Origin of the sequence: Brenneria alni, from assembly GCF_003666245.1 — a bacterium.
Lineage (GTDB): Bacteria > Pseudomonadota > Gammaproteobacteria > Enterobacterales > Enterobacteriaceae > Brenneria > Brenneria alni.
Window position 1 is genome coordinate 1 of sequence record NZ_MJLZ01000046.1, and the last position, 24850, is coordinate 24850.

The following is a 24850-nucleotide window of genomic DNA, read 5'->3' on the forward strand; positions in this document are numbered from 1 at the left end:
CCAGACTTTACTCACCCGTCCGCCGCTCGTCACCCAGGAAGCAAGCTCCCCTGTGCTACCGCCCGACTTGCATGTGTTAGGCCTGCCGCCAGCGTTCAATCTGAGCCATGATCAAACTCTTCAATTTAAGATTTGTTTGATTCGCTAACTTAATAGCTGTGCTCAAAGAATTATCAACTGTTTATTCGTAATGAATTTACTGTCAGTCACTCTTCAAGACTTTTTATATCGTTTGCCGATACCGTCTTGTGAGTGCCCACACAGATTGTCTGATTATATTGTTAAAGAGCAGTGCCACATTACGCTGTGGCGCGGGCCGCATAGTTTATGCATTTCCGCTGTGAAGTCAAGTGATTAATGCCTGACTTCCTGCTGCCATCACAACCGCGCAAGCGCCGTTGCCGGGTCAGTGGTGGCGCATTATAGGGACTTCACGGCAGCTTACAAGGGGTAAATGCAAAAAAGTGGTTGAATGCGCTTTTTTTCGGCAATGCGCGGAAAAAGGCAGCACCCTGCGCTTATTATGCGTTTTTTTTCGGCACCAGTTGCCCGAACTCGTGGGCGAAACGTGTTACCTGCTCCCAGTCGGTGTATTCAATTTCTTTACTGCTATCCGTTTCACCGCCGGTCATATGCATAATCAACTGAATCATAATGCGGTCAAACCACCTATAGCGCGGATAGCGTAGCGCACCCGCGAAAACGCCACAGAGATCCGGCTGCCACGGGGAATTAAGCAAAAATTTCCGTGTGTAGGCATTTGTCTGCAATGAGCGCTTCTCTGGTTTTCGAGCTGTGAGATTTACTGAAAAGAAAGCGCTGGGTAATTGCTGCAAATGGGCTAAGTGCTGTTGAATAAACTGATTTACCGCTGGGTTAAAACGACCGTATCTCACAGAAGCGCCGATTAGGATCCGATCGTATTTAGTCAAATCGACACTACTCATACTTAACAAGCTGATGACATCACACTCCAACGTTCCTTTAAGCGCGTTGGCAATATAAGAGGCTATCGCCCTTGTCTGCCCATCCTTACTGGAAAACAATATCAAAGCTTTCATTGCACTACTCCTTTGTCCGTTTTATTCCCGCCAGAACGTTGGCGTAAACAAGACTAAAAGCGTAAAAACTTCTAAACGCCCGAACAGCATAGTCAGGATCAATATCCACTTTGCCGCATCATTCATTGAAGTAAAGTTATCCGCCACAACACCCAGACCTGGCCCTAAATTATTCAGTGTGGAGGCGACAGCGGCAAAAGCGGAGAATTCATCCACACCTGTCGCGATGACCGCCAACATACTGACAATGAAGACTAGTGCATAGGCGGAAAAGAAGCCCCAAACGGCTTCTAATATCCGCTCTGGCAGCGCACGATGGCCCAATTTAATGGTGTATACCGCATTGGGATGAACCAGCCGTTTCAATTCGCGCGATCCCTGCAAGAAAAGCAGCAGGATACGGATGACTTTCAATCCCCCACCGGTTGAACCCGCGCACCCCCCAATAAAAGCGGAGCACAGGAGCAACATCGGTAAAAAAAGCGGCCAGGAGGCAATGCTATCGGTGGTGAAACCCGCCGTGGTCGCCATCGAAACCACCTGGAAAAAAGCCTGATTCAGCGTTTGCATACCACTGGCATAAACGTTATGGAACCACAACACAACGATACATACTGCAACCAGAGACATCTGAACGAAGATGAACATACGAAATTCGGGATCACGCCAGTAAACCTTGAGGCTACGTCCGCTCAACACGGCAAAGTGCAGGCCAAAGTTACAGCCGGAAATCAGCAGGAACACAGCAACGATAGTGTTAATCGTCGAGCTATTAAAATAGCCGATACTGGCATCATGAGTAGAAAATCCGCCAACAGAGACCGTTGAGAAACTATGGCTGATAGCATCAAAAATCGGCATCCCCGCCAACCAGAGCGAAACCGCACACCCTATGGTAAGTAGCACATAAATCAACCATAACGTTTTCGCCGTATCGGCAATTCTGGGACGCATTTTGTTATCTTTCAACGGCCCTGGCATTTCAGCACGGTAGAGCTGCATACCACCAACACCCAATATAGGCAGGATGGCAACGGCCAGCACAATGATCCCCATACCACCGAACCATTGTAGCATTTGCCGGTAGAAAAGAATCGCCTTCGGCAATGAGTCCAAGCCAACCAGCGTCGTTGCGCCAGTCGTCGTTAGCCCGGAGAAAGACTCAAAAAACGCATCGGTCACACCGAGATTTGGATGTTCTGCAAACAGAAAAGGAAGCGCCCCCACACTACCCAGTACCGTCCAAAATAATACGACGATCAGGAACCCTTCCCGTGATTTCAATTCATGTTTTTGCTTTCTGTTCGGTAGCCACAGCACGATGCCAATAACCAGTGCGACTAAAAATGTCTGAGTAAAAGCTCGACCAGCGCCATCACGATAGATCAAGGCCACCAGCCCAGGGATAAACATTGTCCCGGAGAACAGGATAACCAGCAGACCCACAATACGGGTTATGGCGCGCAAGTGCATGGAAGAGAATTCCTTAATGATTCATAAAACAGCGCTGGGATTATTGTGAAATTGGCAATAAATGCAAGGTACGGGATAGACTTGCATCAGGAAAGATTCTGATCACGGGTCATGTTTTCAACCCGCTTTTCATGGATAACAATATTATCTTCGATGCGGATGCCACCAAAGGGTTTTAGCGCATCAATCTTCTGCCAGTCAAAATGCTGACTAAATTTCCCAACCCGCCAGGGTTCGAGTAGTGAATCGATGAAATAAATACCGGGTTCGATAGTTATCACCATCCCAGGCTCAAGTATGCGGGTGCAGCGCAAATAGGGATATTGCGGCGGTGCGGCCAGATGAGCGCCCTGGTCATCCTGCATAAAACCGGCGACATCATGTACCTGTAGCCCCAGCGAATGCCCTAACCCATGCGGCAGGAATGGCCCGGTTAAGCCCTTTTCCACTATGGATTCTTCACTGATCCCTTGAATCAACTGATGAGACGTCAACAGCCTGGCGATTCGTTGGTGCATCTGAATATGGTAATCGGTATAGCGTATCCCTGCCTGAATAGTATCAATAAGTCCAAGCTGCTCCTGATTCAGAACTTTCACCAGCTCGGCGAATGCATTATCGCCCTGCGAGGAGTAAGTTCGGGTAATATCGGCAGCATAACCATTATATTCCGCGCCCGCGTCAATCAGGAAACTACGTGCCTCTGACGGAACCTGATGGTCTAACTGAGTGTAATGCAGTACTGCCGCATGTTCATTCAGCGCCACAATATTTCCATAAGGCACATCGGTATCCCTATGGCCGGTGGCCGTCAGATAAGCCAGGTTGATGTCGAACTCAGCCATGCCGGACAGAAAAGCCTCATATGCGGCACGATGGCCGACAACCGCCGTTTTCTGAGCCTCTCGCATACAGGCTAACTCATAGTCTGTTTTATAAGCGCGATAGTAATGCAGATAATCCAGCACCCCCTGAGGATTAATATTTTCAGCGCCAATACCCAGACTCAAAGCACGTTGCGGGGTATAGCCGAGGTAGGCAACCCGCTGGCGTAGTGGTGGAAGTAATTGCCCGATATCATCGGCGTTACGCAGAACTGCAATGTCCACCTCGTCTGTCCAGAAACTTTCCGGAACAGGGGCGACGTTGTGCCAGTAGTCCACAGGGGAATAGAACCACAATTTCGGCGGATTAACGCCATCAACCCATAACCAGCAATTTGGCACCTGAGTCACCGGCACCCAGGCTTTAAACTGCGGATTGACCTTAAAGGGGTAGTCGTGATCGTCCAGAAATACCGTCAATAACTCACCAGAGTGAATCAACAATGCGTCAAGCTGGTGGCGCGCCAAGACGGCCTGTACGCGTTGCTGCAACGTAACCAGATGATGGTGATATAAAGAAGCCAGCTTTTCCATAGGTATCCCTGCTTATCACTGCACAATGCCTTCATTTTAACACAGCCACCATCCAACGACAGTGCCCGACATTTTGCCCGGATTTCCGTCAGGCTAATCCATCTGATGGAAAGCCGCGATGTGCATTGGCAAGGGATAGGGGATGATAACCGAAAACTCCCGCAGACTATCACGCGGGGTTTTCTTAGATAAACGAGAAAGCATCACTGAACATATGCGCCGCCAGCGCGCCACGTTCATTGCAGAAACGTTCGCGCGCGATTTTTGCCATTTCAAAACGACCGGCAATATAAATGTCTTGTTCGGCTAATGAACCGTAATCCTGCAGTACCGCGCTTAATACGGTGCCGGTTCTGCCATCCCAGCCCTCTTCCGGTTGTTCAACCACCGGGATGACCTGCAAATTAGCATATTGAGTGGCAAGGGCTTCCAGTTCGGCAAGATCATAAAGGTGCTTGGTTTCCCTGCCTCCCCAGTAAATCGCGACAGAACGTTCAGGTTGTTGAGCCAGTGCTGTCAGCAAAATAGAGCGCGCATAGGAAAACCCCGTACCACCGGCAATCAGCACCAACGGGCGTTCGCTCTCTTCCCGCAGCCAGGCTTCACCATGCGGAATATCCACCGTCAGCGCTTTCTCTTTCAGAATGCGCTCCATGACCGCCATAGCGTAAAGATTAAGCTCAGATGCACCAATATGCAGTTCAATAATATCCTTCTCCATTGGCGTGGAAGCCACAGAGAAAGGACGTTTATCCCGTTCGTCCATCACTACCATCAGATACTGACCAGCACGGAAAGAAAAAGGAGCCTCAGGTAATAAACGAACCCGATAAACCGTATCGGTTATTGCCTCTACCAAAGTCACTTTACAGCTCAATGTCGTCATGCATTCCCTCTGTAGGGTCATCAAAGCAAAACTGGGAACAGAGCAATAGCAGGTTAACGCCGGGGTTCTCTGTCACTAAAAATGGCAAGTTCATCCCATATAGCATCAACACGAGCGCATATCTGAGGATCTTTTTTGATTGGATGCCCCCACTCGCGTTGTGTTTCACCCGGCCATTTATTGGTCGCATCCAGTCCCATTTTAGAACCCAAACCGGAAACCGGTGAAGCAAAATCCAGATAGTCTATCGGCGTATTTTCCACTAATACGGTATCTCGTGCCGGATCCATGCGCGTCGTGATCGCCCAGATAACATCTTTCCAGTCACGGGCATTAATATCATCGTCACAGACAATAACAAACTTGGTGTACATAAACTGCCGTAAAAAAGACCAAACGCCCATCATGACGCGTTTGGCATGACCGGCATACTGCTTATTCATGGTAACGATCGCCAGACGGTAAGAGCAACCCTCAGGCGGTAAATAAAAGTCGACAATCTCAGGAAATTGCTTTTGCAGAATCGGTACAAATACTTCGTTGAGCGCCACACCCAATACGGCGGGTTCGTCCGGTGGACGCCCGGTATAAGTGGAATGATAAATAGCATCATGCCGCTGGGTTATATGTGTCACCGTGAAGACAGGGAAGTTATCGATCTCATTGTAGTAACCGGTATGATCCCCATACGGCCCTTCCGGCGCCATTTCACCAGGCTCAATATACCCTTCCAATACCATTTCTGCACTGGCAGGGACTTCCAGATCGTTCGACAGACATTTCACGACTTCAGTTTTATGTCCACGCAGCAGTCCGGCAAAAGCATATTCAGATAACGAGTCAGGGACTGGCGTAACAGCGGCCAGAATCGTGGCGGGATCGGCACCCAGAGCAACAGAAACCGGGAAACGCTGCCCCGGATTTTCCTGACACCACTCCTGAAAATCCAACGCACCGCCGCGATGCGACAACCAGCGCATAATCAGTTGGTTTTTACCTAACACCTGCTGCCGGTAAATACCCAGATTCTGGCGTTCTTTATTCGGTCCGCGGGTCACCGTCAATCCCCAGGTAATCAGCGGTGCGGCATCCTCCGGCCAGCAATGCATAACCGGTATCCGGCTTAAATCGACATCATCGCCCTGCCATATCTGTTCCTGGCAAGGCGCTGACGCCAGCCGTTTCGTCGGCATATTTAACACCTGGCGAAATTTAGGCATTTTATCCACCAGATCGCGAAATCCTTTCGGCGGCTCCGGCTCTTTAAGAAAAGCCAGCAGCTTACCGACGTCGCGCAATGCGCTGACGTCCTCCTGCCCCATACCCATCGCCACGCGTTTTGCCGTGCCGAACAAATTACACAGCACCGGCATGCTGTAACCTTTCGGGTTTTCAAACAACAGAGCCGGGCCCTCCGCCCGCAAGGTTCGGTCGGCTATTTCCGTCATTTCAAGGTGGGGATCGATAGGCTGGCTAATGCGTTTCAATTCCCCTCTCTCTTCCAGCAGCGAGAGGAATTCGCGTAAATCACGATATTTCATGCTGATCATCGGGGCAGTTGTGGATCTGGTTATTATAAAGTCTCTTCACCAGCCTGTCGCTTCTTAGTGCGGCTATTTCTGGCGGGCGTTCGGGCCGTCGTAAGCGACGTTTAGGATTCCTCCAGAAAATTTTTTATCCACGACAGCTTTTGATATGCTTGTCGCCTGGAATCATCATTCTGCAAAATTATGGAATCTTGGTACTTACTATATTGTAAACGTGGTCAGTTGCTGCGGGCGAAAGGGCATTTAGAACGCCAGGATGTTACCTGCCTTAGCCCAATGATAACCCTGGATAAAATTGTGCGAGGCAAACGAACCGAGGTTTGTGAACCGCTATTTCCGAACTACCTGTTTGTGGAGTTCGATCCTGAACGCATCCATACCACTACCATCAGCGCCACTCGTGGGGTAAGTAATTTCGTACGCTTCGGCAATCTGCCCGCCGTCATTCCTCAGCAGGTGATCGATGATTTATCACTACACCCAATGCAAAACATTACCGACCCGCAAACCCCTCAGCCGGGTGATGAAGTGATAATTACCGATGGAATTTTTACCGGCCTACAGGCTATCTATACGGAGCCAGATGGGGAAGCCCGCTCAATGCTGTTGCTGAATTTATTGAATAAACAAGTTTGTCAGAGCATTGATAACCGGCAATTTCAGAAAGTGTAATCGTCAGGAACGGTGAAAACCATCCTGACGAAACTGGCATCAACGCTGCAAATGCTGATCCCGCAGCCATTGCGCGACGCGCTTGGCGAAGTAGGTTAATACGCCATCAGCCCCTGCGCGTTTAAAGCACAGCAGTGACTCCATGACCAGAGGTTGTTCCTGTAACCAACCATTCTGAATGGCCGCCATCTGCATCGAGTACTCCCCGGAAACCTGATAGGCAAAAGTCGGTACACCGAACGTATCTTTAACGCGCTTAATCACGTCCAGATATGGCATCCCCGGTTTTACCATCACCATATCGGCGCCTTCCTGGAGATCCTGGGCAATCTCCTGTAGGGCTTCGTCGCTATTGGCGGGATCCATCTGATAAGTTTTTTTATTCCCGCCCTTCAAATTACTGGCAGAGCCAACCGCATCGCGGAAAGGGCCATAATAACAAGATGCATATTTAGCCGAGTAAGCCATAATTTGCGTATTAACCAGATTCTGCATTTCCAACTGGTCACGGATCGCGCCAATACGCCCATCCATCATATCGCTGGGCGCAACAATTTCCGCACCGGCTTGAGCATGTGACAACGCCTGACGTACCAGAAGCTCTTTCGTGACGTCGTTAATGACGTAGCCATCTTCATCAATGATGCCGTCCTGCCCATGCGTGGTATAGGGATCCAAAGCAACATCCGTCAACAACCCCAGTTCCGGCACCGCATCTTTGAGTGCACGAACAGCTCGCGGGACAAGGCCATCCGGGTTATAGGATTCTTCAGCACCTAATGATTTTTTATCGGCCTCTATTACCGGAAACAACGACAGTACCGGGATGCCAAGTTTAGCAATGTCTTCAGCCTCCCTTAGCAACACATCGATGGTCATCCGGTATACCCCTGGCATTGAGGGGACTTCCTGCTGATGGTTTTTCCCTTCCATAACAAAGACAGGATAGATCAGGTCGTTCACCGTCAATTGGTTTTCAGCGACAAGGCGACGGCTGAAGTCATGGCGACGAATACGGCGCAAACGTCGGCCAGGGAAAGTACCGGGAAAAGCATTGCTCATATAATTATTCTCCTGAATCAAGCCAGCCGGAAAACCCGGCGGGCATTTTCATCTGTTTTCTGCCCCAGCCACGTGGCATCCTCATCACGCCAACCCGCAACCTGACGAACAATATGAGGGAGAAAACAGGATTCGTTACGACGGGATGCCGGCTTAGGGCTTAAATCCCGTGGTAATAAATACGGTGCGTCAGTTTCCAACAGCAGCCGATCACATGGAATATGTTTTAACAAGGCACGCAGGGCAAGGCCCCGACGTTCATCACACACCCAACCGGTAATGCCTATCATTAACCCTGAGGCCAGGCATTCATCAAGCTCACTGCGGTTTCCGGTGAAACAGTGAATAACCGCCGCCGGCAGTTTGCCCAGCCAGGGCGTCAGGAGGGTAATAAAGCGGAAGTGGGCCTCACGGCAGTGCAGAAATACCGGCAGTGATAACTCTGCCGCCAGCGACAATTGGGCATTGAATGCCCGCTCCTGTTGTTCAGGGGTGGAAAAGTTACGGTTAAAATCGAGCCCACATTCACCGATCGCCACCACGGAAGCGGATAGCGCCATGTTGTAAATCTGTTCAGCGGCAGATTCGTTCCAGCGGCTGGCGTCATGTGGGTGAATACCCGCCGTTGCCCAACAGTAATCCGGGTATGCCGCCGTCAGCGCCAGAGCCTGACGGCTCTCCTGAATGTTGGTACCCGTTACCAGCATACCACTTACGCCAGCCTGTTTTGCCCGGACAATAACTTGCCCACGGTCTTTAGCGAACTGCGTGCTGGTTAAATTAACTCCGATATCAAACATTTGATGACGTATTCACAGATAACTACGGTGAAGGCTCTTCCGCGTTCGCCCGGCGACCTTTACCCACATAAAATCGGGAGAAAAATACCCCGACCTCAAACAACATATACATGGGAAGAGCAAGCAACGTCTGAGAAAAAACATCTGGCGGCGTCAACAACATACCGACGACAAAAGCCCCGACCAGCATATAAGGCCGTTTCTTTTTCAGATCCTCCGGTGTCACCACCCCGCTCCAGCACAGTAATACAATCGCGATCGGCACTTCAAACGAAACGCCGAATGCCATAAACAACGCCATGACAAAATCGAGGTAATTGTTGATATCGGTCGCAATCAATACGCCCTCGGGTGCTGTTTTGGCAAAAAAGCCAAATGCCAGCGGAAAAACCACGAAGTAGGCAAATGCCATACCGGCATAAAACAACAAGCTGCTGGAAATCAGCAGCGGCATCATCAACCGGCGCTCATGCTTGTACAAGGCAGGCGCAACAAATGCCCACACCTGATACAACACCAACGGGGCCGATACAAACACCGACACAATAATGGTGAGTTTGATCGGCGTAAAGAAGGGTGACGCCACATCGGTAGCAATCATACTGGCGCCCGCAGGAAGTTTTTCAATCAGCGGGGCAGAAACCATCTGGTAAATGTCATTAGCAAAGTAAATCAGTGCCAGAAACACCACCAGCACACAAATAATACTGTTCAACAACCGCTTACGCAGTTCGATCAGGTGGCTAATCAGCGGTTGGGTATCTTCAGCGGCCATAAACTAACGATCACCACTTGGTTGATGGGTAGAAACTGCGGGAGACGGCTCAGATTTGATTTTGTGGTCAGACGCCGGTGTGGGCGCAATCGGGTTGCGCTCAGGCCGGGGATTAGTCTCCACAGCCGACGATAGTGCCTTTTCTATATCAACCACGCCATCATGAACAGCTTCAGGATCGCTTAACGGCTGAGAAGGCGGCTGTTCCGTCGAATCTTCCTCACTTTGGGGGGATTTTTCAGCATAGCCGCGCTTCATGGCCTCCGCAGCCTCTTTCAGCTCTTCCATGGACGCTTTCAATTCCGGTGACAAATTTTGCAGGCTGGCTTTTTCTACTTTCTTGAGACTGTCCTGCAATTCCTGCAGTTTCAATTCCTGCGACAGCTCATTCTGAACCGTAGATGCCAGCGAACGCAGCGTCCTAATCCAACTTACCACTGTCTTTACTGCTACAGGTAAACGTTCTGGCCCAAGAACAACCAGGCCGATCACCATCACCAATAGCAGCTCGCTAAACCCGATATCGAACACAGATTACACCTGCTCTTTATGCTGGCTTTTTGTTTCATCCTGCTTAACTTCCGGCTGTGGGTCTGCATCTGCAATCGACTTAGTCGCAAAATCAGCATCTTGCTGTGTTTTATCGGACGGCTGCTCATCACCCATCGCTTTTTTAAAGCCTCTGATGGAAGCGCCCAGATCTGAACCTAATGTTCTCAGCTTGTTGGTACCAAACAGCAATACGACGATAACTGCGATAATCAACAAGTTCCAAATATTAATACCGCCCATAACGTTTACCTCTTTCAAAAAAGGGGGCCACCAAAACTACCGCCATTATATAGGGTAATCTTGCTATACAGCATAATCTGTTTCAACGAGTTCGCTGCCAACCGATAATCCAGGCGACAACCCCCGCAGCCATCAGACCAGAAGGTACAATGTCTGCCTCTACATGGCCGACCAGTAACACCGTACCACTTATCAATAGCGTTGCGCCAATTCCCAGTAGATAACGGGATTGTCCTTGACGAACATGTTGTGTGCGCAATTCATCTGCAAGCTTATCGACACTCTGCCGCAGTATTTTGTGCTGGCGTAAACCGTCATAAAATAATTCAGGTATCTCCGGCAGTTTTTCAGCCCAAAACGGTGCTTTTTCTTTTAAGGCCCGTATAACGGCAGGCAGGCCGACCTGTCCTTTTAGCCAGTTTTCTAAAAACGGTTTGGCCGTTTTCCACAGATCCAACTGGGGGTAGAGTTGGCGTCCAATCCCTTCGATATACAGCAGCGTTTTTTGCAATAGCACCAGTTGAGGTTGTACTTCCATATTAAAACGGCGTGCCGTGTTAAAGAGATTCAATAATACATGACCGAATGAAATTTCCGCTAAAGGCTTCTCAAAAATAGGTTCACAAACGGTACGGATAGCAAATTCGAAATCCTCGACATTGGTATCCGCCGGCACCCAGCCTGAATCCACGTGCAACTCGGCCACTTTACGATAGTCACGATTGAAGAATGCAATAAAGTTCTCTGCCAGATAGCGTTTGTCTTCTTTGTTCAACGAACCGACAATCCCGCAGTCAATCCCGATGTATTGGGGATCGTCGGGGTGTTCGTAACTGATAAAGATATTACCGGGGTGCATATCAGCATGAAAGAAACTGTCGCGGAATACCTGGGTAAAAAACACCTGAACCCCGCGCTCTGCCAGTAACTGCAAGTTAGTCCCGTTGGCTTTCAGCGTTTCAATATCAGAAACCGGAATACCGTAGATACGCTCCATCACCAGCATACTCTCGCTACAGTAATCCGAGTAGACCTCGGGAATGTACAGCATACGGCTATCTTCAAAATTACGCCGCAGTTGAATAGCATTCGCCGCTTCACGCAACAAGTTCAGCTCATCGAGCAGCGTTTTCTCGTATTCACGCACCACCTCTCGTGGGCGCAGGCGTCGGCCATCCGGCAACAGCCGCGGTAGCCAGCCAGCCAGACGCTTCATCAGGCGCATATCGGCTTTAATCACCGGTAAAATATCAGGCCGGATGACCTTAATGACGATCTCTTTGCCGGTAGCTTTCAGGCGAGCGGTATGGACTTGAGCAATCGATGCCGATGCAAGCGGCTTCACATCAAAATCATCAAACCAGTTCTCCAGAGGGATCCCCCCCATCGACAACTCAATTTGCTTGCGCGCCAGCCTGCCATCGAAAGGTTCAACCCGGTCCTGCAACATCGCCAGTTGATCGGCAATCGCCGGTGGAAACAGATCGCGCCGCGTTGACATCATTTGACCGAACTTGATCCACACCGGACCAAGCTCCTGCAATGCTAAACGCAAACGCTCCCCCAGCGGCCTGTCCGCATGGCGGTTTGGCAACCAGAACAATAGACGGCGGCCAAGACGCAGCGGGATCGTCAACCGTATTTGAGGGATGAGCTCATCCAGGCCATAGCTCAGTAAAACGCGTACGATGCTGTATAGACGAAGCAGTTCACCAGGCATCATCGTGGGGTCTCCAACTTCGCCAGCCGTTCAGCCAGGCTTTCAACTGACTTCTCCAATATAGCCATTTCATCCTGGAACCAGGCATTTTCAAGTTTACCCGGCGCTAACCGCCATTCTTCCGTCAACATTTCAGACAATGCCTGCTGCTGCCTGCGCAATATGCGGTTAAATACGCCCAGTGTTTTTTGCGCCGTCTGACTCGCCCCCTGCGCCACCACATCCCCCAGATAAGGCGCCAACCATTCCGCCGGGTCAAACTCGGCCAAATCAAGCAGCCCGATGAACTGCTGTGCCACCTGGATATCGCCGTCTATGATCAGGTCGCCGCTGCGCATCAAAGAAGAAAGGTGCTGCCGATCGCGTAACTTTATCAGAACCGGTAAACGCGTCTTCAGTTGGCAATCCGTCTGTTCCCCCCACTCGCTTATCACATCGAGCCGGTGCTCGCTGAAGATAAGTACCAGCGGCACCTTCAGCTCAGACAACTCAATTTGCAGCGTTTTCCCGTGCAGGCGCTGACGCGCAGCTTTCATACTGCGGTCACGAAACAGTAGCTGATTGAGCGCCGTTTCCAGCGTAGCTGTCAGCACAGACGTTATCAGCATTGGCATGTCCAATCAGAATTTAAAACCACGGTGCAGCGCGACAATCCCACCGGTAAGATTGAAATAATTGACGCTGTCAAAACCGGCATCACTCATCATCCCTTTCAGGGTTTCCTGATCGGGGTGCATACGAATGGATTCCGCCAGATAGCGATAACTTCCGGCATCCCTCGCCACCATCTCGCCGATTCTTGGCAAGACGTGGAACGAATAGACATCGTAAACTTTACTTAACGGCTTCAATACCGGTTTGGAGAACTCCAGCACCAGCAGGCGTCCACCGGGTTTCAATACCCGGTACATGGAGCGCAGCGCCTTGTTTTTATCGGTAACGTTACGCAAACCAAAAGATATGGTGATGCAATCAAAGAAATCATCCGGGAATGGCAGCTCTTCCGCATTTGCCTGCACATAGCTGACATTATTGATAATGCCTTTATTGCGCAGTTTCTCGCGGCCAACCTTAAGCATTGAGGCGTTAATATCGGCTAAGACCACTTCACCTTCATCACCGACGATTCGGGAGAATTTTGCCGTCAGATCACCCGTCCCGCCAGCAACATCCAGTACGCGCTGACCACGCCGTACGCCGCTGCATTCAATGGTGAACCGTTTCCAGATACGGTGAATGCCGAAAGACATCAGGTCATTCATCAGGTCATATTTTGCTGCTACAGAATGAAAAACGTCAGCCACCATGACTTCTTTTTCATCCCTGGCGACAGTGCGAAAACCAAAATCGGTTGTTTTCTCCGGCTCATTTGCCATTTTATCCGCCTACTATTTTAGTCAAATATCGGGTCTGCCTGTTTAATGGAAAGAGTGTAACAGACCCGGATAAAAAGCCCACCGCCCCAATGCTAATCGTTTAAGGATCGAGATCCTGGTTACAGGAGTCACTAGCCTGCTCCTGAATCCGATTTCAACCGGTTACTCTCAGCATCCGCCGATGCAGGCGTCTCGGTTAGCGTATTTTGAACGTTGCTTTCGTGCACCGTTGCCTGCTCCGCTAATGATGGGCTAATTGGACGTTTTACCTCCACGCCCAACGCACGGAACCCCTCGGCCTGACTAATGAGGTTACCACGCCCGGACGAAAGTTTATTCATCGCCTGACGATAGCTGCCCTGTGCTTTATCAAGGCTTTGGCCTAATGCTTCCATATCATCAACAAACAAGCGCAGTTTATCGTACAGCCGCGACGCCCGTTCAGCGATCTGCTGTGCATTGCGGCTCTGTTGCTCATAACGCCACAGGTTGTTGATGGTGCGTAATGCCACCAGCAACGTTGTGGGGCTAACCAGCATAATATTGTGCTTCAGCGCTTCACTGATCAACTCAGGCTGGCGATCTATTGCTACCAGAAACGCAGGTTCGACAGGAATAAACATCAGAACATAATCCAGAGAACGCAGCCCCGGTAGTTGTTGGTAGTCTTTGCTGCCTAACAGACGAATATGACCACGGACGGAGAGCAAATGCTCATTGAGAGCGGCTGAACGCTCTGCTTCGTCTTCACTGTTGAAATAGCGCTCATAGGCCACCAACGACATTTTGGCGTCAATGACCACATCCTTGCCTTGCGGCAAACGGACAATTACATCAGGTTGCATACGATTATTTGCGCCGGTCTGTACGCTGACCTGCGTCTGGTATTCATACCCTTCGCGCAGCCCGGAGGCTTCCAGCACCCGGCTTAGTACCACCTCGCCCCAGTTTCCCTGTGTCTTATTGTCTCCTTTCAGGGCTTTGGTCAGGTTAATCGCTTCGCGGGCCATCTGAGCATTGAGCTGTTGCAAATTACGAATTTCATGCGCCAGGGTGTGACGTTCACGGGCTTCTGCGCCAAAGCTATCCTGTACCTGACGCCGGAAACCATCAAGCTGTTCACGCAGCGGCATCAATAAACGATCCAGACTCTGCTTATTCTGTTCATCCACTTTACGGCCACTGTGCTCAAAAATTCGGTTGGCCAGATTTTCAAACTGAGTAGTCAGCCGCTGCTCGCTGCTCATCAAAAGACGCTGCTTCTCTTCAGCAGCTATACGCGTTTCTTCAAGCCGGATAGTGACTTCCCGCAGTTCAGCCTCCTGAGCGCTGTTGACCTCACGCAAGGTACGCAGTTCCTGGTTTAGCTGAATACACTCCTCACGCAGTTGTACCAACTGTTGCAGCTTTTCCTGGCTGGCGGCTAATTGACTGTGAACGTTACGCAACGCCAGTTCATTTTCGCGCAGTTGCTGTTCATGCTGTTTGCTTGTCTGCTGGCTTTCGATCAGACGCTGCTGAGTTTGCTGCAATGCCTGTTCGAGTAAACGCTGCTCGGTTTCATGACGAGACTGCCGCTGCTGGTGCAATAAGCTGACGAGGAGCCAACCGGCTAACAAGCCAACCAGACCGCCACCCAATCCATAAAATATGCTGATATCCACTGCGCCTCCGCTGGTCACTACTGCTGCTCGTCAAAGTAGAACGATACTGTATGGATGTCCAGAGGCAATACTAATAATGAAAGAATTTAGGGAAAAACATGGGGGAAAAAATCGGGAAATGCGAACGGAATTGCAATTTGATCTTGCAACAATGAAAGAAAGCCGGTACAGCGACCGGCCTTAGTCGATCTGTCAGCCCAGGCGCTGTTTAGCGTCACTAATGGCTTTCGCCACCTGCTGCGGTGATACGCCGCCCTGTGCCGCACGTTTATCCAAACAAGATTGCAACGACAGAATCGGGTAAACATCGTCAGCGATAACGGCGCTGAACTTTTGTAAATCAGCCAGCGACAGCGCTTCCAGCGCTTTTCCCTGAGCAATGGCTTCGACCACAGCTTCACCAACGATATGGTGCGCCTCACGGAACGGAACGCCTTTTGCGACCAGATAATCCGCCAGCTCCGTTGCGTTGGCATAACCTTGTTCCGCCGCTTCCTGACAACGCGGACGTTTTACCTGAATGCCTTCCAGCACCAGACCGGCCATCATCAGGCAGTCGTGCCAGGTATCCAGAGCATCGAACAGCCCTTCCTTGTCTTCCTGCATATCTTTGTTGTACGCCAGCGGCAATCCTTTCAGCGTCACCATCATGCCGGTCAACGCCCCCTGAACCCGGCCACATTTGCCGCGGATCAGCTCCAGCGCATCGGGGTTCTTTTTCTGCGGCATCAACGAGGAGCCAGAGGTCACACGGTCAGAAAGCTCGACGAACGCCGCTTCACCGCTGTTAAAGAAAATCAGGTCTTCGGCAAAGCGGGATAAATGCACCATACCGATAGACGCGTCAGACAACAGTTCAAGTACGTGATCACGATCAGACACCGTGTCCAGACTGTTGCGCGTGGCAGAGGCAAACCCCAGCCATCCGGCCAGTTGCTCACGATCAATCGGGTAGGCCGTCCCCGCCAATGCGCCGCAGCCCAGCGGGCTAACATCCAGACGTTTCAGCGTATCTGTCAAACGACTTTCGTCGCGCACCAGCATCTCGTGATAAGCCAGACACCAATGAGAGAAAGTTACTGGCTGGGCACGTTGCAAGTGGGTATAGCCCGGCATGACGGCGTCCTGATTCGCCTGCGCCGTGGAGACCAGCGCCTGACGCAATTGACGCACCGCCAGCAGCAGTTCGGCTATTTGCGCTTTGCACCACAGTTTAAGATCGGTGGCGACCTGATCGTTACGGCTGCGCCCGGTGTGCAGCTTTTTACCCAGATCGCCAACTTTCTCAATCAGGCGCTGTTCAACCCAACTGTGGATATCTTCGGCATCACTTTGCAGAATCATTTCAGGATCGGCCTGCACTTCAGCCAGTAGCGCATTCAGCGCCTGTTCCAACGCCTGCTGCTCCTGCTGGTTGAGCACATTGACGGTGACTAATGCTTTCGACCAGCCAATCGAGCCGATGATGTCCTGCTCTGCCAGACGGTAATCAAACCGCAGTGAGTCATTGAACTGTTTAAAACGCTGATCTGCCGCCTGACTGAACCGACCGCCCCACAAGGCCATAACCATTACTCCAAAGATTCAAATAAATTCAAGTATGGCATCATGCCATACCCGGAAACGGTTTACGCTAAAATACGCGTACCCATAGCCACACCGTTAAACAGTGCGGGTAACTGATCGGCATGACGCCAACTGGCGATATCTACCGGACGCCCCAGCATACGAGCAGCATCCAGTGCTGCGTTGACTTTCACAATCATGCCATCGGTGATGATGCCCTGCGCGATCAGCTGTTGCGCTTTTTGCGCCGTCATTTCCGCAATACGCTGGCCTTTGCCATCCAGAATACCACTCACGTCGGAAAGCAGAATTAAATCGGCGCCCAGCGTCTGTGCCAGCGCGGTGGCGGCCTGATCGGCATTCACATTCATCAGATCGCCCTGTTCGGTAATCCCGATCGAGCTGACAATCGGCAGATAACCCGCCAACAGCAGCGTATTCAGCAGCACAGGTGAACCGGCCTGCGCTTGACCGACGAAACCCAGCGCTTCATCCAACTGCGTCACTTTTGTGCTGCCACCGTCCGCCAGGCACAAGCCGACAGCATCAATGTCGTGCTTCTTCGCCCACGACAGCAAAGTTTTATTCGCTGAACCCGCTAATGCGCCGGTAATGATGTCGATCTGATCGGCAGGCGTCACACGCAGGCCATTCTTCTTCACCACCGGTAACGATAATTTTTTCATCAGTTCGTCAACCAGGCATCCGCCGCCATGCACAATCACAAGCGGGCGCTGGTGTTGCTTACGATAGGTAACCAGTGCGGTGAACAGGCGCTCCAGCGCCTCTTCACTATCCAGTAGAACGCCACCTAGCTTGATAATTAACGGGTTCATTGTTCTCTTCGCGCCTCAGAATGGTAAATGGTAATCAGAGTAAAGACTGGGTTTCCGGGAAACCAAAACGAATATTCATACACTGCACTGCCTGCGCTGCCGCGCCTTTCAGCAGGTTATCCTCGGTGGCGACCACGATCAGGTGTTCGCCCTGCACGGAAAAACCGATATCGCAGAACGGCAGCCCCACTACGGATTTCAACGCGGGCACCCCTTTCTCATACAGACGCACCAGCGGTTTGCCGTGATAGGCATTGTGATAAGCCTCAGCAACATCCTGCTGCGTCACGCCCGGCTGTAGCCGACAGGTGATGGTAGCCAGTATACCGCGGGCAAAATTACCCAGGTGTGGCGTAAAAATGACCGGCGTACCGAGGTGAGTCGAGATTTCAGGTTCATGACGATGGTTAAAAATACCATAAGGATGCAGGCTGACCTCACAAAAACTGTTGGTCATCGAGGCCTTACGCCCCGCGCCGCTGACGCCGCTCACCGCATTAATCACCGGCCACTGCGCCGTGTTCAGCAACTGACCGTCCACCAGCGGCTTCAGCGCCAGTTGTGACGCGGTAGGGTAACATCCCGGCACGGCGATAAGCTGCGCCTGCTTTATGCCTTCGGCCTGCCATTCGGCCAACCCATATACAGCTTGAGCCAGCCAGTCGGCGTGCTGATGCTCAAAACCATAATAACGACGATAAAATTCCGCATCATTAACACGGAATGCACCGGATAAATCGAAGACGGCGCAACCGGCGGCAAGAAACTCAGGCGCCAGATCATGGCTGACCTTGTGGTCGGTCGCCAGAAAGACCACATCTACACCTTTGGCGGCGTCAGCAACATCGGTTAACGGCTGAACCGGCAAATCAATAATCCCTTTCAACTGCGGATGCAAATCAGAAATTAACTTTCCTGCATCTACGCTTTGCGCTGAAACGGCTAAAGCGGTTATGTTCATCTGTGGGTGACGGTTCAGGTAAAGTGCAAGTTCGGCGCCGGTATAACCACTTGCACCAACAATCAACGTATTCAGCATGGGATCGGTATACCTTCTTACTCATCAATAGAACAGACAACAAGGCTCATCAGCGTCATCACGCTGTTCACCCGTGAAGCTAAGTGACACGATGAATTCGTCATCACCAGTACCTTCTGGTTTCCTTTCACTTAGCATTATTGTATTTTTATTCAAAATAAATGCATGAATATTGATACTATCCTAACCAGAGGCTGTCAACAGTGAAGATGAACTTACCCCATTTTATTGAGCTATACCGGGCGTTGATCGCGACTCCGTCCATCAGTGCAACCGACAGCGCGCTCGATCAAAGTAATCAGAAATTAATCAATTTGCTGTCTGGCTGGTTTACCGATTTAGGTTTTCATGTTGAAGTCCAGCCCGTACCCGGTACACAGCATAAATTTAATATGCTGGCCAGAATAGGGGAAGGCAAAGGCGGCTTATTACTAGCGGGACACACGGATACCGTGCCTTTCGACGACGGGCGCTGGACGCGCGATCCCTTCACGCTGACCGAGCACGACAATAAGTTGTATGGCTTAGGCACTGCCGATATGAAAGGTTTCTTCGCCTTCATTCTCGATACCCTGCGCGACATCGATCCGGCGAAACTGACCAAACCACTTTATGTTCTCGCCACCGCCGATGAAGAAACCACCATGGCTGGCGCCAGATATTTTGCCGAGTCCACCTTGATCAAACCGGACTGCGCCATTATCGGCGAGCCGACCTCGCTGCAACCGGTTCGTGCCCACAAAGGCCATATGTCCAGCGCTATTCGCATTCAGGGGCAGTCTGGTCACTCCAGCGATCCGTCCCGCGGGGTTAACGCCATTGAATTAATGCACGAGGCCATCTCGCATCTGCTGGTATTGCGCAATACTCTGCAAGAGCGCTATCACAACGCGGCGTTCAATATCCCCTATCCAACCATGAATCTGGGCCATATTCACGGCGGCGACGCGGCGAACCGTATCTGTGCCTGCTGTGAACTGCATATGGATATCCGCCCGCTGCCGGGGCTGACGCTCAGTGACCTGAACGGGTTGCTTTCTGAAACGCTGGCGCCAGTGAGCCAACGCTGGCCGGGGCGGTTGACGATCGCTGAACTGCATCCGCCAATCCCCGGTTATGAATGCCCGGCAGACGATCATTTGGTGGAAGTCGTGGAAAAATTATTGGGTACGCCAACCGAAGTCGTCAATTACTGCACCGAAGCGCCGTTTATTCAGCAACGTTGTCCTACGCTGGTTTTAGGGCCTGGGTCTATCAATCAGGCGCATCAGCCGGACGAATTCCTGGATACCGCCTTTATCAAACCAACCAGGGCGTTAATTTCGCAGATGATTCAACATTTCTGTCACCACTCATCCCGCTGACGGTAAAAGTGGCATCGGTGTCCCGCTTCTTCGTTCAAATAAGCGGGCCTAATGTCAGCGCGTCTGTAATTAAATTTCACAAATTGCCATGTCCATATCAATGCAGGTAAAAAGATCGACGGTATAAAAGAATAACGAGAACAAAGAATCGTCAATTGACGAATCAACCTCGTCATGGCTAGATGAAAAGAGCGTAGTACGTTTTTCTTTTGAAATAAACTTACAAAAAATTAGAGATGGGTCAGGGTAACTATGAACGAAAAATATTCAGCAATGCGAAGTAACGTCAGTATGCTAGGTAAGCTACTTGGCGATACGATCAAGGAAGCGCTGGGTGAGAACATTCTGGATAAGGTAGAAAGGATTCGTAAATTATCAAAGTCCTCCAGGGCAGGCAGTGAAAAACACCGCCAGGAACTGCTGAACACACTACAAAATCTGTCCAATGATGAGCTATTGCCGGTAGCCCGTGCATTTAGCCAATTTCTTAACTTAACCAACACCGCGGAACAATATCACACCATTTCGCCACATGGTGAGGCGGCCAACAACCCGGAACACCTCGCCAAAGCCTTTGGCCGCTTAAAAGAGAATAAAGATCTGACGGAAAGAGATATTCGTGATGCCGTCGAATCGCTTTCCATTGAGCTGGTACTGACAGCACACCCTACCGAGATTACCCGCCGGACGCTGATCCACAAGCTGGTTGAAGTGAATACCTGTCTGAAGCAGCTCGATCATGACGATCTGGCTGACTATGAGCGTAACCAGATTATGCGCCGTCTGCGCCAGCTTATTGCACAGTCCTGGCATACTGACGAAATCCGCAAAATACGCCCCACCCCGGTAGAAGAAGCAAAATGGGGCTTCGCCGTAGTTGAAAACAGCCTGTGGGAAGGCGTGCCTGCTTTTTTACGCGAGCTGGATGAACTGCTTGAAAACTCTTTCGGCTATCGTCTGCCGGTAGAAGCGGTTCCGGTGCGCTTTACCTCATGGATGGGCGGCGACCGTGACGGCAACCCGAACGTGACCGCAGAGGTCACTCACCACGTGTTACTACTCAGCCGCTGGAAAGCCGCCGATCTGTTCCTGCAAGATATCCAGGTTCTGGTGTCAGAACTGTCGATGTCCGCATGTACACCGGAACTGCACGAACTGGCTGGCGGCAGCGAGGTACAGGAACCGTACCGCGCCATCATGAAATCATTACGTACCCAGCTCAATACCACACTGAGTTATCTGGAGGCCCGTCTCAAAGGCGAACAGTTACTGCCGCCGAAAGACTTACTGGTCACCAATGAACAACTCTGGGAACCGCTATACGCTTGTTACCAGTCACTTCACGCCTGCGGCATGGGTTTTATTGCCGATGGCCAACTGCTGGACACGCTGCGCCGCGTGCGTTGCTTCGGTGTGCCGCTGGTACGCATTGACGTTCGTCAGGAGAGCACCTACCACTCCCAGGCACTGGCCGAAATTACTCGTTACCTGGGCTTAGGTGATTATGAGAGCTGGTCTGAGTCTGACAAGCAGGCTTTCCTGATCCGCGAACTCAGTTCTAAACGTCCGTTGTTGCCTCGTCAATGGGAGCCAAGTGCGGAAACCAAAGAGGTGCTCGATACCTGCAAGGTTATCGCTAAAGCGCCGACAGGTTCCATCGCGGCTTACGTGATATCAATGGCGCGCACACCGTCAGACGTGCTGGCGGTTCATTTGTTGCTTAAAGAGGCGGGGTGCCCGTTTACGCTACCGGTTGTTCCGCTGTTTGAAACGCTGGATGACCTGAATAACGCTAACGATGTCATGACCCAGTTGCTGAACATCGACTGGTATCGCGGGGTCATTCAGGGCAAGCAGATGGTGATGATTGGCTATTCTGATTCCGCGAAAGACGCCGGGGTAATGGCGGCATCATGGGCGCAATACCGTGCACAAGATTCGCTGATTAAAACCTGTGAAAAAGAGGGTATTGCGCTGACGCTGTTCCATGGCCGTGGTGGTTCTATCGGGCGCGGCGGTGCGCCAGCCCATGCAGCTCTGCTCTCTCAACCGCCGGGAAGCCTGAAAGGCGGTCTGCGCGTCACTGAACAGGGCGAGATGATCCGCTTTAAGTACGGCCTGCCGGAAGTCACCATCAGCAGTCTGGCGCTTTACACCGGCGCCATTCTGGAAGCCAACCTGTTGCCGCCGCCAGAGCCTAAACAGGAATGGCAGGAAGTGATGAATGAGCTGTCCCGGGTGTCATGCGATATGTATCGCGGATATGTCCGCGAAAATCCAGACTTCGTCCCTTATTTCCGTTCCGCCACCCCGGAGCTGGAGCTGGCCAAATTACCGTTAGGTTCCCGCCCGGCAAAACGGCGTCCTACCGGCGGCGTGGAAAGCCTGCGCGCTATTCCGTGGATTTTTGCCTGGACGCAGAACCGTCTGATGCTGCCCGCCTGGCTTGGCGCCGGCGCCGCGTTGCAAAAAGTCGTGAACGACGGCAAGCAGGAACACCTGGAAACCATGTGCCGCGACTGGCCGTTTTTCTCCACCCGTATCGGGATGCTGGAAATGGTGTTTTCCAAAGCGGATATGTGGCTGGCCGAATACTATGACCAACGTCTGGTAGATAAGAGGCTGTGGCCGTTAGGGAAACAACTGCGCGATCAGTTAGCCGCTGATATTCATGTCGTGCTGACTATCGCCAATGACGACCACCTGATGGAAGACCTGCCGTGGATTGCCGAATCGATCGCACTGCGCAACGTTTATACCGACCCATTGAACGTGCTTCAGGCTGAATTGTTACATCGCTCACGCCAGCAGGAAGAGCCGGACCCAGAAGTGGAGCTGGCGCTGATGGTGACGATTGCCGGTGTCGCCGCCGGTATGCGCAACACCGGCTGATCGCCAGAAACCATACAAACGGTCGGTCGATACGACCGGCCCTTTTTACGCGTTTGTCACCATCAAACTCAAGCCAGATACTTATCCTGCAAAAACCGCCGGGCATGATTATCCAGCCCATACTCCGCCGCCAGCCAGCCATTGGCTGACCCGTGGCGTTCATTAATCGCCTGCAATGCCGTAGCGATAAACTCTTCCTGTACCGACAGCACATAGGAGAACTGTTTCAGCGCTTTCTCAGTCAGCGTCTTTGACAGATGAGTCAGCAACAGCTGGCGGAATGGCGTCAGCGTGGTTTCGGTCAGCAGATAATCTTCAATCACCGTTTGCTCATCAGCCCCCAGCGCCAGCATCACCAAAGCCGATCCCATGCCGGTGCGATCTTTCCCCACCGCGCAGTGCTGTACCAGCGCACCGTTGTCCGGCTGTAACAACAGCGACACCAGTTGGCGGTATGCGGAATTATCGAAAGGTAAACGGCGGTAGAGCTTCAGCATAAATGCCCGTGAGTCAAAAGCCTCCAGCACATCCGAACCTAAAGAATCCAGATTCGCGGTAACTTCGTGCCGCAGCGGATTAGCAGGGAATGGGTGGTAATTCACGCCAGACCAAAGAATATCAGGCTTGAGCGCAATTTCTTCAGGATCGCGATAGTCGAGTACATCGACGACGGGCACTCCGGCCAGTCGTTCACAGTCTGCTTGACTTAACAGATCCAGCGAACCAGAGCGGAATAGCTTGCCGTGCCGAATAAGCCGTCCGTCTGCTGCACGATTCCCGCCCAGATCACGGAAGTTAATCCCACCATGCAGGGGAACTAAAGAAGGATGGAGTAATATTGGTTCGCTCATACCTCTCCTTATTATTGTGGTAAAAGATAGCTATGCGCAGGCCAGCAAGCGGCGGGTGGCATCCAGCATAACCTTGACGACTGTCGTTTCAGCCAGTTTCATAGTCGCGGCGTCAGGAATTTCCTGCTGAGTACGGTTGACGATAACCCCGGCAATCATCCCGGCACGCAACCCCTGACTGGCGCACATGGTCAGCAACGTGGCTGACTCCATTTCATAATTCAGTACGCCCATACTTTGCCACTCTTCCATTGAACCCCGGAAACGGCGTACCACACGGCCTGAAAATGTATCATATCGTTCCTGCCCAGGATAAAAGGTATCAGACGATGCAGTCACACCGACATGCAGCGCCGCACCGGTCTTCTTCGCCGCTTCAACCAGTGCGGTGGTGCAAGTGAAATCCGCCACCGCCGGGAATTCCAGCGGGGCAAAATGCAAACTTGCGCCGTCAAGACGTACCGCCGCCGTCGTCACCAGCACATCACCCACATTGATGCCCGGCTGAATCGCGCCGGTCGTTCCCACCCGTAAGAAGGTACGAATACCAAGCTGGGCCAATTCCTCTACCGCTATCGACGTCGACGGCCCGCCAATGCCGGTGGAGCAGACAATAACTGGCTTGCCGTCCAATTCGGCACGCCAGGAGGTGAATTCACGGTGCGACGCCAAATGCACCGGGTTATCCATCAGACGCGCTATTTTTTCGACGCGTTCAGGATCGCCCGGCACAATCGCCAGTGTCGCTCCCTGTAAATCATGCTTTGTCAGACCGAGATGGAACACATCAGATTTAGACATAACCGCCTCCCAGTCAATTAGGTGGATAATCAAAGGGTAAAGAAAAACTCTATCGTATTACGACCGAATATTTAGTGATAATCATCACTCATAAATAAGAAGTACGAATCAGCATACATAAAAAACGCAATCGTAATCACAAATCAGACCACAAAAAATCGCTTGCGCCAGCTAGCCCGCCGTTATTGTAGATTATCTAATCGTTGATACGCGTCTTATTGCCGCCGCGGGGTAACTGGCAACGGATGCTGGGGG

22 protein-coding genes and 1 rRNA gene are annotated in these 24850 nt (G+C 51.4%); 3 read left to right on the forward strand and 20 right to left on the reverse strand.

All coding sequences use genetic code 11. The features are described from left to right. From BIY29_RS16725 to ubiD, 6 genes are all read right to left on the reverse strand, one after another. Positions 1 to 127: ribosomal RNA gene (locus tag BIY29_RS16725) — 16S ribosomal RNA — on the reverse strand; the annotation flags it as partial. A 394-nt stretch (positions 128 to 521) separates the two neighbouring features. After that, entirely contained in the window at positions 522 to 1061 is a 540-nt protein-coding gene (hemG, locus tag BIY29_RS16730) for a menaquinone-dependent protoporphyrinogen IX dehydrogenase (RefSeq protein ID WP_121576194.1), read from the reverse strand. 21 nt (positions 1062 to 1082) lie between these two features. After that, the gene (gene trkH / locus BIY29_RS16735; protein ID WP_121576195.1) at positions 1083 to 2534 is read right to left on the reverse strand and encodes a Trk system potassium transporter TrkH; all 1452 of its coding nucleotides are present in this window, start codon (positions 2532 to 2534) and stop codon (positions 1083 to 1085) included. Positions 2535 to 2620: 86 nt separating this feature from the next. Continuing rightward, positions 2621 to 3952, reverse strand: coding sequence for a Xaa-Pro dipeptidase (gene pepQ / locus BIY29_RS16740; RefSeq protein ID WP_121576196.1), 1332 nt, complete (start codon positions 3950 to 3952; stop codon positions 2621 to 2623). Positions 3953 to 4136: 184 nt separating this feature from the next. Beyond that, positions 4137 to 4838, reverse strand: a complete 702-nt coding sequence (fre, locus tag BIY29_RS16745) for an NAD(P)H-flavin reductase (protein ID WP_121576197.1) — start codon at positions 4836 to 4838, stop codon at positions 4137 to 4139. A gap of 53 nt (positions 4839 to 4891) precedes the next feature. After that, a complete protein-coding gene (ubiD, locus tag BIY29_RS16750) occupies positions 4892 to 6388 on the reverse strand; it encodes a 4-hydroxy-3-polyprenylbenzoate decarboxylase (RefSeq protein WP_121576198.1) in 1497 nt (498 codons plus the stop codon). Positions 6389 to 6568: 180 nt separating this feature from the next. Here ubiD and rfaH point away from each other — a divergent pair, with 180 nt between their 5' ends. Then, the gene (gene rfaH / locus BIY29_RS16755) at positions 6569 to 7057 is read left to right on the forward strand and encodes a transcription/translation regulatory transformer protein RfaH (protein WP_121576199.1); all 489 of its coding nucleotides are present in this window, start codon (positions 6569 to 6571) and stop codon (positions 7055 to 7057) included. Between the two features lie 39 nt (positions 7058 to 7096). On the opposite strand, the gene hemB is transcribed toward rfaH, so the two are convergent. From hemB to argC, 12 genes are all read right to left on the reverse strand, one after another. Continuing rightward, positions 7097 to 8119, reverse strand: coding sequence for a porphobilinogen synthase (gene hemB / locus BIY29_RS16760; protein ID WP_121576200.1), 1023 nt, complete (start codon positions 8117 to 8119; stop codon positions 7097 to 7099). 17 nt (positions 8120 to 8136) lie between these two features. Next, complete coding sequence (tatD, locus tag BIY29_RS16765; protein WP_121576201.1) at positions 8137 to 8919, reverse strand: 3'-5' ssDNA/RNA exonuclease TatD; 783 nt, start codon at positions 8917 to 8919, stop codon at positions 8137 to 8139. A gap of 22 nt (positions 8920 to 8941) precedes the next feature. Next, positions 8942 to 9694 carry a Sec-independent protein translocase subunit TatC gene (tatC, locus tag BIY29_RS16770; protein WP_121576202.1) on the reverse strand — a complete coding sequence of 251 codons (753 nt, stop codon included), beginning with the start codon at positions 9692 to 9694 and terminating at the stop codon, positions 8942 to 8944. Positions 9695 to 9697: 3 nt separating this feature from the next. Then, positions 9698 to 10225 (reverse strand): Sec-independent protein translocase protein TatB, encoded by a 528-nt coding sequence (gene tatB, locus BIY29_RS16775; RefSeq protein ID WP_121576203.1) that lies wholly within the window; start codon positions 10223 to 10225, stop codon positions 9698 to 9700. A gap of 3 nt (positions 10226 to 10228) precedes the next feature. Continuing rightward, positions 10229 to 10486 carry a Sec-independent protein translocase subunit TatA gene (locus BIY29_RS16780; RefSeq protein WP_121576204.1) on the reverse strand — a complete coding sequence of 86 codons (258 nt, stop codon included), beginning with the start codon at positions 10484 to 10486 and terminating at the stop codon, positions 10229 to 10231. 82 nt (positions 10487 to 10568) lie between these two features. Further along, positions 10569 to 12209: a ubiquinone biosynthesis regulatory protein kinase UbiB gene (gene ubiB, locus BIY29_RS16785; protein ID WP_121576205.1), complete on the reverse strand. Its 1641-nt coding sequence runs from the start codon at positions 12207 to 12209 to the stop codon at positions 10569 to 10571. Continuing rightward, positions 12206 to 12814: a ubiquinone biosynthesis protein UbiJ gene (ubiJ, locus tag BIY29_RS16790; RefSeq protein WP_121576206.1), complete on the reverse strand. Its 609-nt coding sequence runs from the start codon at positions 12812 to 12814 to the stop codon at positions 12206 to 12208. The genes ubiB and ubiJ overlap by 4 nt, the downstream gene beginning before the upstream one ends. Positions 12815 to 12826: 12 nt before the next feature. After that, positions 12827 to 13582 carry a bifunctional demethylmenaquinone methyltransferase/2-methoxy-6-polyprenyl-1,4-benzoquinol methylase UbiE gene (gene ubiE, locus BIY29_RS16795; protein WP_121576207.1) on the reverse strand — a complete coding sequence of 252 codons (756 nt, stop codon included), beginning with the start codon at positions 13580 to 13582 and terminating at the stop codon, positions 12827 to 12829. Between the two features lie 131 nt (positions 13583 to 13713). Next, positions 13714 to 15246, reverse strand: a complete 1533-nt coding sequence (gene rmuC, locus BIY29_RS16800; RefSeq protein ID WP_121576220.1) for a DNA recombination protein RmuC — start codon at positions 15244 to 15246, stop codon at positions 13714 to 13716. 192 nt (positions 15247 to 15438) lie between these two features. Beyond that, positions 15439 to 16812 carry an argininosuccinate lyase gene (gene argH, locus BIY29_RS16805; RefSeq protein ID WP_121576208.1) on the reverse strand — a complete coding sequence of 458 codons (1374 nt, stop codon included), beginning with the start codon at positions 16810 to 16812 and terminating at the stop codon, positions 15439 to 15441. Between the two features lie 62 nt (positions 16813 to 16874). Then, positions 16875 to 17648, reverse strand: a complete 774-nt coding sequence (gene argB / locus BIY29_RS16810) for an acetylglutamate kinase (RefSeq protein ID WP_121576209.1) — start codon at positions 17646 to 17648, stop codon at positions 16875 to 16877. 34 nt (positions 17649 to 17682) lie between these two features. Next, positions 17683 to 18687 (reverse strand): N-acetyl-gamma-glutamyl-phosphate reductase, encoded by a 1005-nt coding sequence (gene argC / locus BIY29_RS16815; protein WP_121576210.1) that lies wholly within the window; start codon positions 18685 to 18687, stop codon positions 17683 to 17685. A gap of 203 nt (positions 18688 to 18890) precedes the next feature. Between argC and argE the strand changes: the two genes are divergently transcribed. Continuing rightward, positions 18891 to 20051 carry an acetylornithine deacetylase gene (gene argE, locus BIY29_RS16820; RefSeq protein ID WP_121576211.1) on the forward strand — a complete coding sequence of 387 codons (1161 nt, stop codon included), beginning with the start codon at positions 18891 to 18893 and terminating at the stop codon, positions 20049 to 20051. Between the two features lie 252 nt (positions 20052 to 20303). Beyond that, positions 20304 to 22943, forward strand: coding sequence for a phosphoenolpyruvate carboxylase (ppc, locus tag BIY29_RS16825; RefSeq protein WP_121576212.1), 2640 nt, complete (start codon positions 20304 to 20306; stop codon positions 22941 to 22943). A 68-nt stretch (positions 22944 to 23011) separates the two neighbouring features. On the opposite strand, the gene BIY29_RS16830 is transcribed toward ppc, so the two are convergent. Beyond that, positions 23012 to 23794, reverse strand: a complete 783-nt coding sequence (locus BIY29_RS16830; protein WP_121576213.1) for a tyrosine-protein phosphatase — start codon at positions 23792 to 23794, stop codon at positions 23012 to 23014. Between the two features lie 30 nt (positions 23795 to 23824). Then, the gene (udp, locus tag BIY29_RS16835; protein ID WP_121576214.1) at positions 23825 to 24595 is read right to left on the reverse strand and encodes a uridine phosphorylase; all 771 of its coding nucleotides are present in this window, start codon (positions 24593 to 24595) and stop codon (positions 23825 to 23827) included. Between the last annotated feature and the right edge of the window lie 255 nt (positions 24596 to 24850).

Coding starts and splice junctions, on each gene's coding strand:
- BIY29_RS16780 (WP_121576204.1), bottom strand. CDS start 10,486: ATGGGCGGTATTAATATTTGGAACTTGTTGATTATCGCAGTTATCGTC.
- argC (WP_121576210.1), bottom strand. CDS start 18,687: ATGCTGAATACGTTGATTGTTGGTGCAAGTGGTTATACCGGCGCCGAA.
- BIY29_RS16830 (WP_121576213.1), bottom strand. CDS start 23,794: ATGAGCGAACCAATATTACTCCATCCTTCTTTAGTTCCCCTGCATGGT.
- hemB (WP_121576200.1), bottom strand. CDS start 8,119: ATGAGCAATGCTTTTCCCGGTACTTTCCCTGGCCGACGTTTGCGCCGT.
- argH (WP_121576208.1), bottom strand. CDS start 16,812: ATGGCCTTGTGGGGCGGTCGGTTCAGTCAGGCGGCAGATCAGCGTTTT.
- udp (WP_121576214.1), bottom strand. CDS start 24,595: ATGTCTAAATCTGATGTGTTCCATCTCGGTCTGACAAAGCATGATTTA.
- pepQ (WP_121576196.1), bottom strand. CDS start 3,952: ATGGAAAAGCTGGCTTCTTTATATCACCATCATCTGGTTACGTTGCAG.
- trkH (WP_121576195.1), bottom strand. CDS start 2,534: ATGCACTTGCGCGCCATAACCCGTATTGTGGGTCTGCTGGTTATCCTG.
- ubiB (WP_121576205.1), bottom strand. CDS start 12,209: ATGATGCCTGGTGAACTGCTTCGTCTATACAGCATCGTACGCGTTTTA.
- argB (WP_121576209.1), bottom strand. CDS start 17,648: ATGAACCCGTTAATTATCAAGCTAGGTGGCGTTCTACTGGATAGTGAA.
- rfaH (WP_121576199.1), top strand. CDS start 6,569: ATGGAATCTTGGTACTTACTATATTGTAAACGTGGTCAGTTGCTGCGG.
- tatC (WP_121576202.1), bottom strand. CDS start 9,694: ATGGCCGCTGAAGATACCCAACCGCTGATTAGCCACCTGATCGAACTG.
- tatD (WP_121576201.1), bottom strand. CDS start 8,919: ATGTTTGATATCGGAGTTAATTTAACCAGCACGCAGTTCGCTAAAGAC.
- ubiD (WP_121576198.1), bottom strand. CDS start 6,388: ATGATCAGCATGAAATATCGTGATTTACGCGAATTCCTCTCGCTGCTG.
- ubiE (WP_121576207.1), bottom strand. CDS start 13,582: ATGGCAAATGAGCCGGAGAAAACAACCGATTTTGGTTTTCGCACTGTC.
- ubiJ (WP_121576206.1), bottom strand. CDS start 12,814: ATGCTGATAACGTCTGTGCTGACAGCTACGCTGGAAACGGCGCTCAAT.
- hemG (WP_121576194.1), bottom strand. CDS start 1,061: ATGAAAGCTTTGATATTGTTTTCCAGTAAGGATGGGCAGACAAGGGCG.
- fre (WP_121576197.1), bottom strand. CDS start 4,838: ATGACGACATTGAGCTGTAAAGTGACTTTGGTAGAGGCAATAACCGAT.
- ppc (WP_121576212.1), top strand. CDS start 20,304: ATGAACGAAAAATATTCAGCAATGCGAAGTAACGTCAGTATGCTAGGT.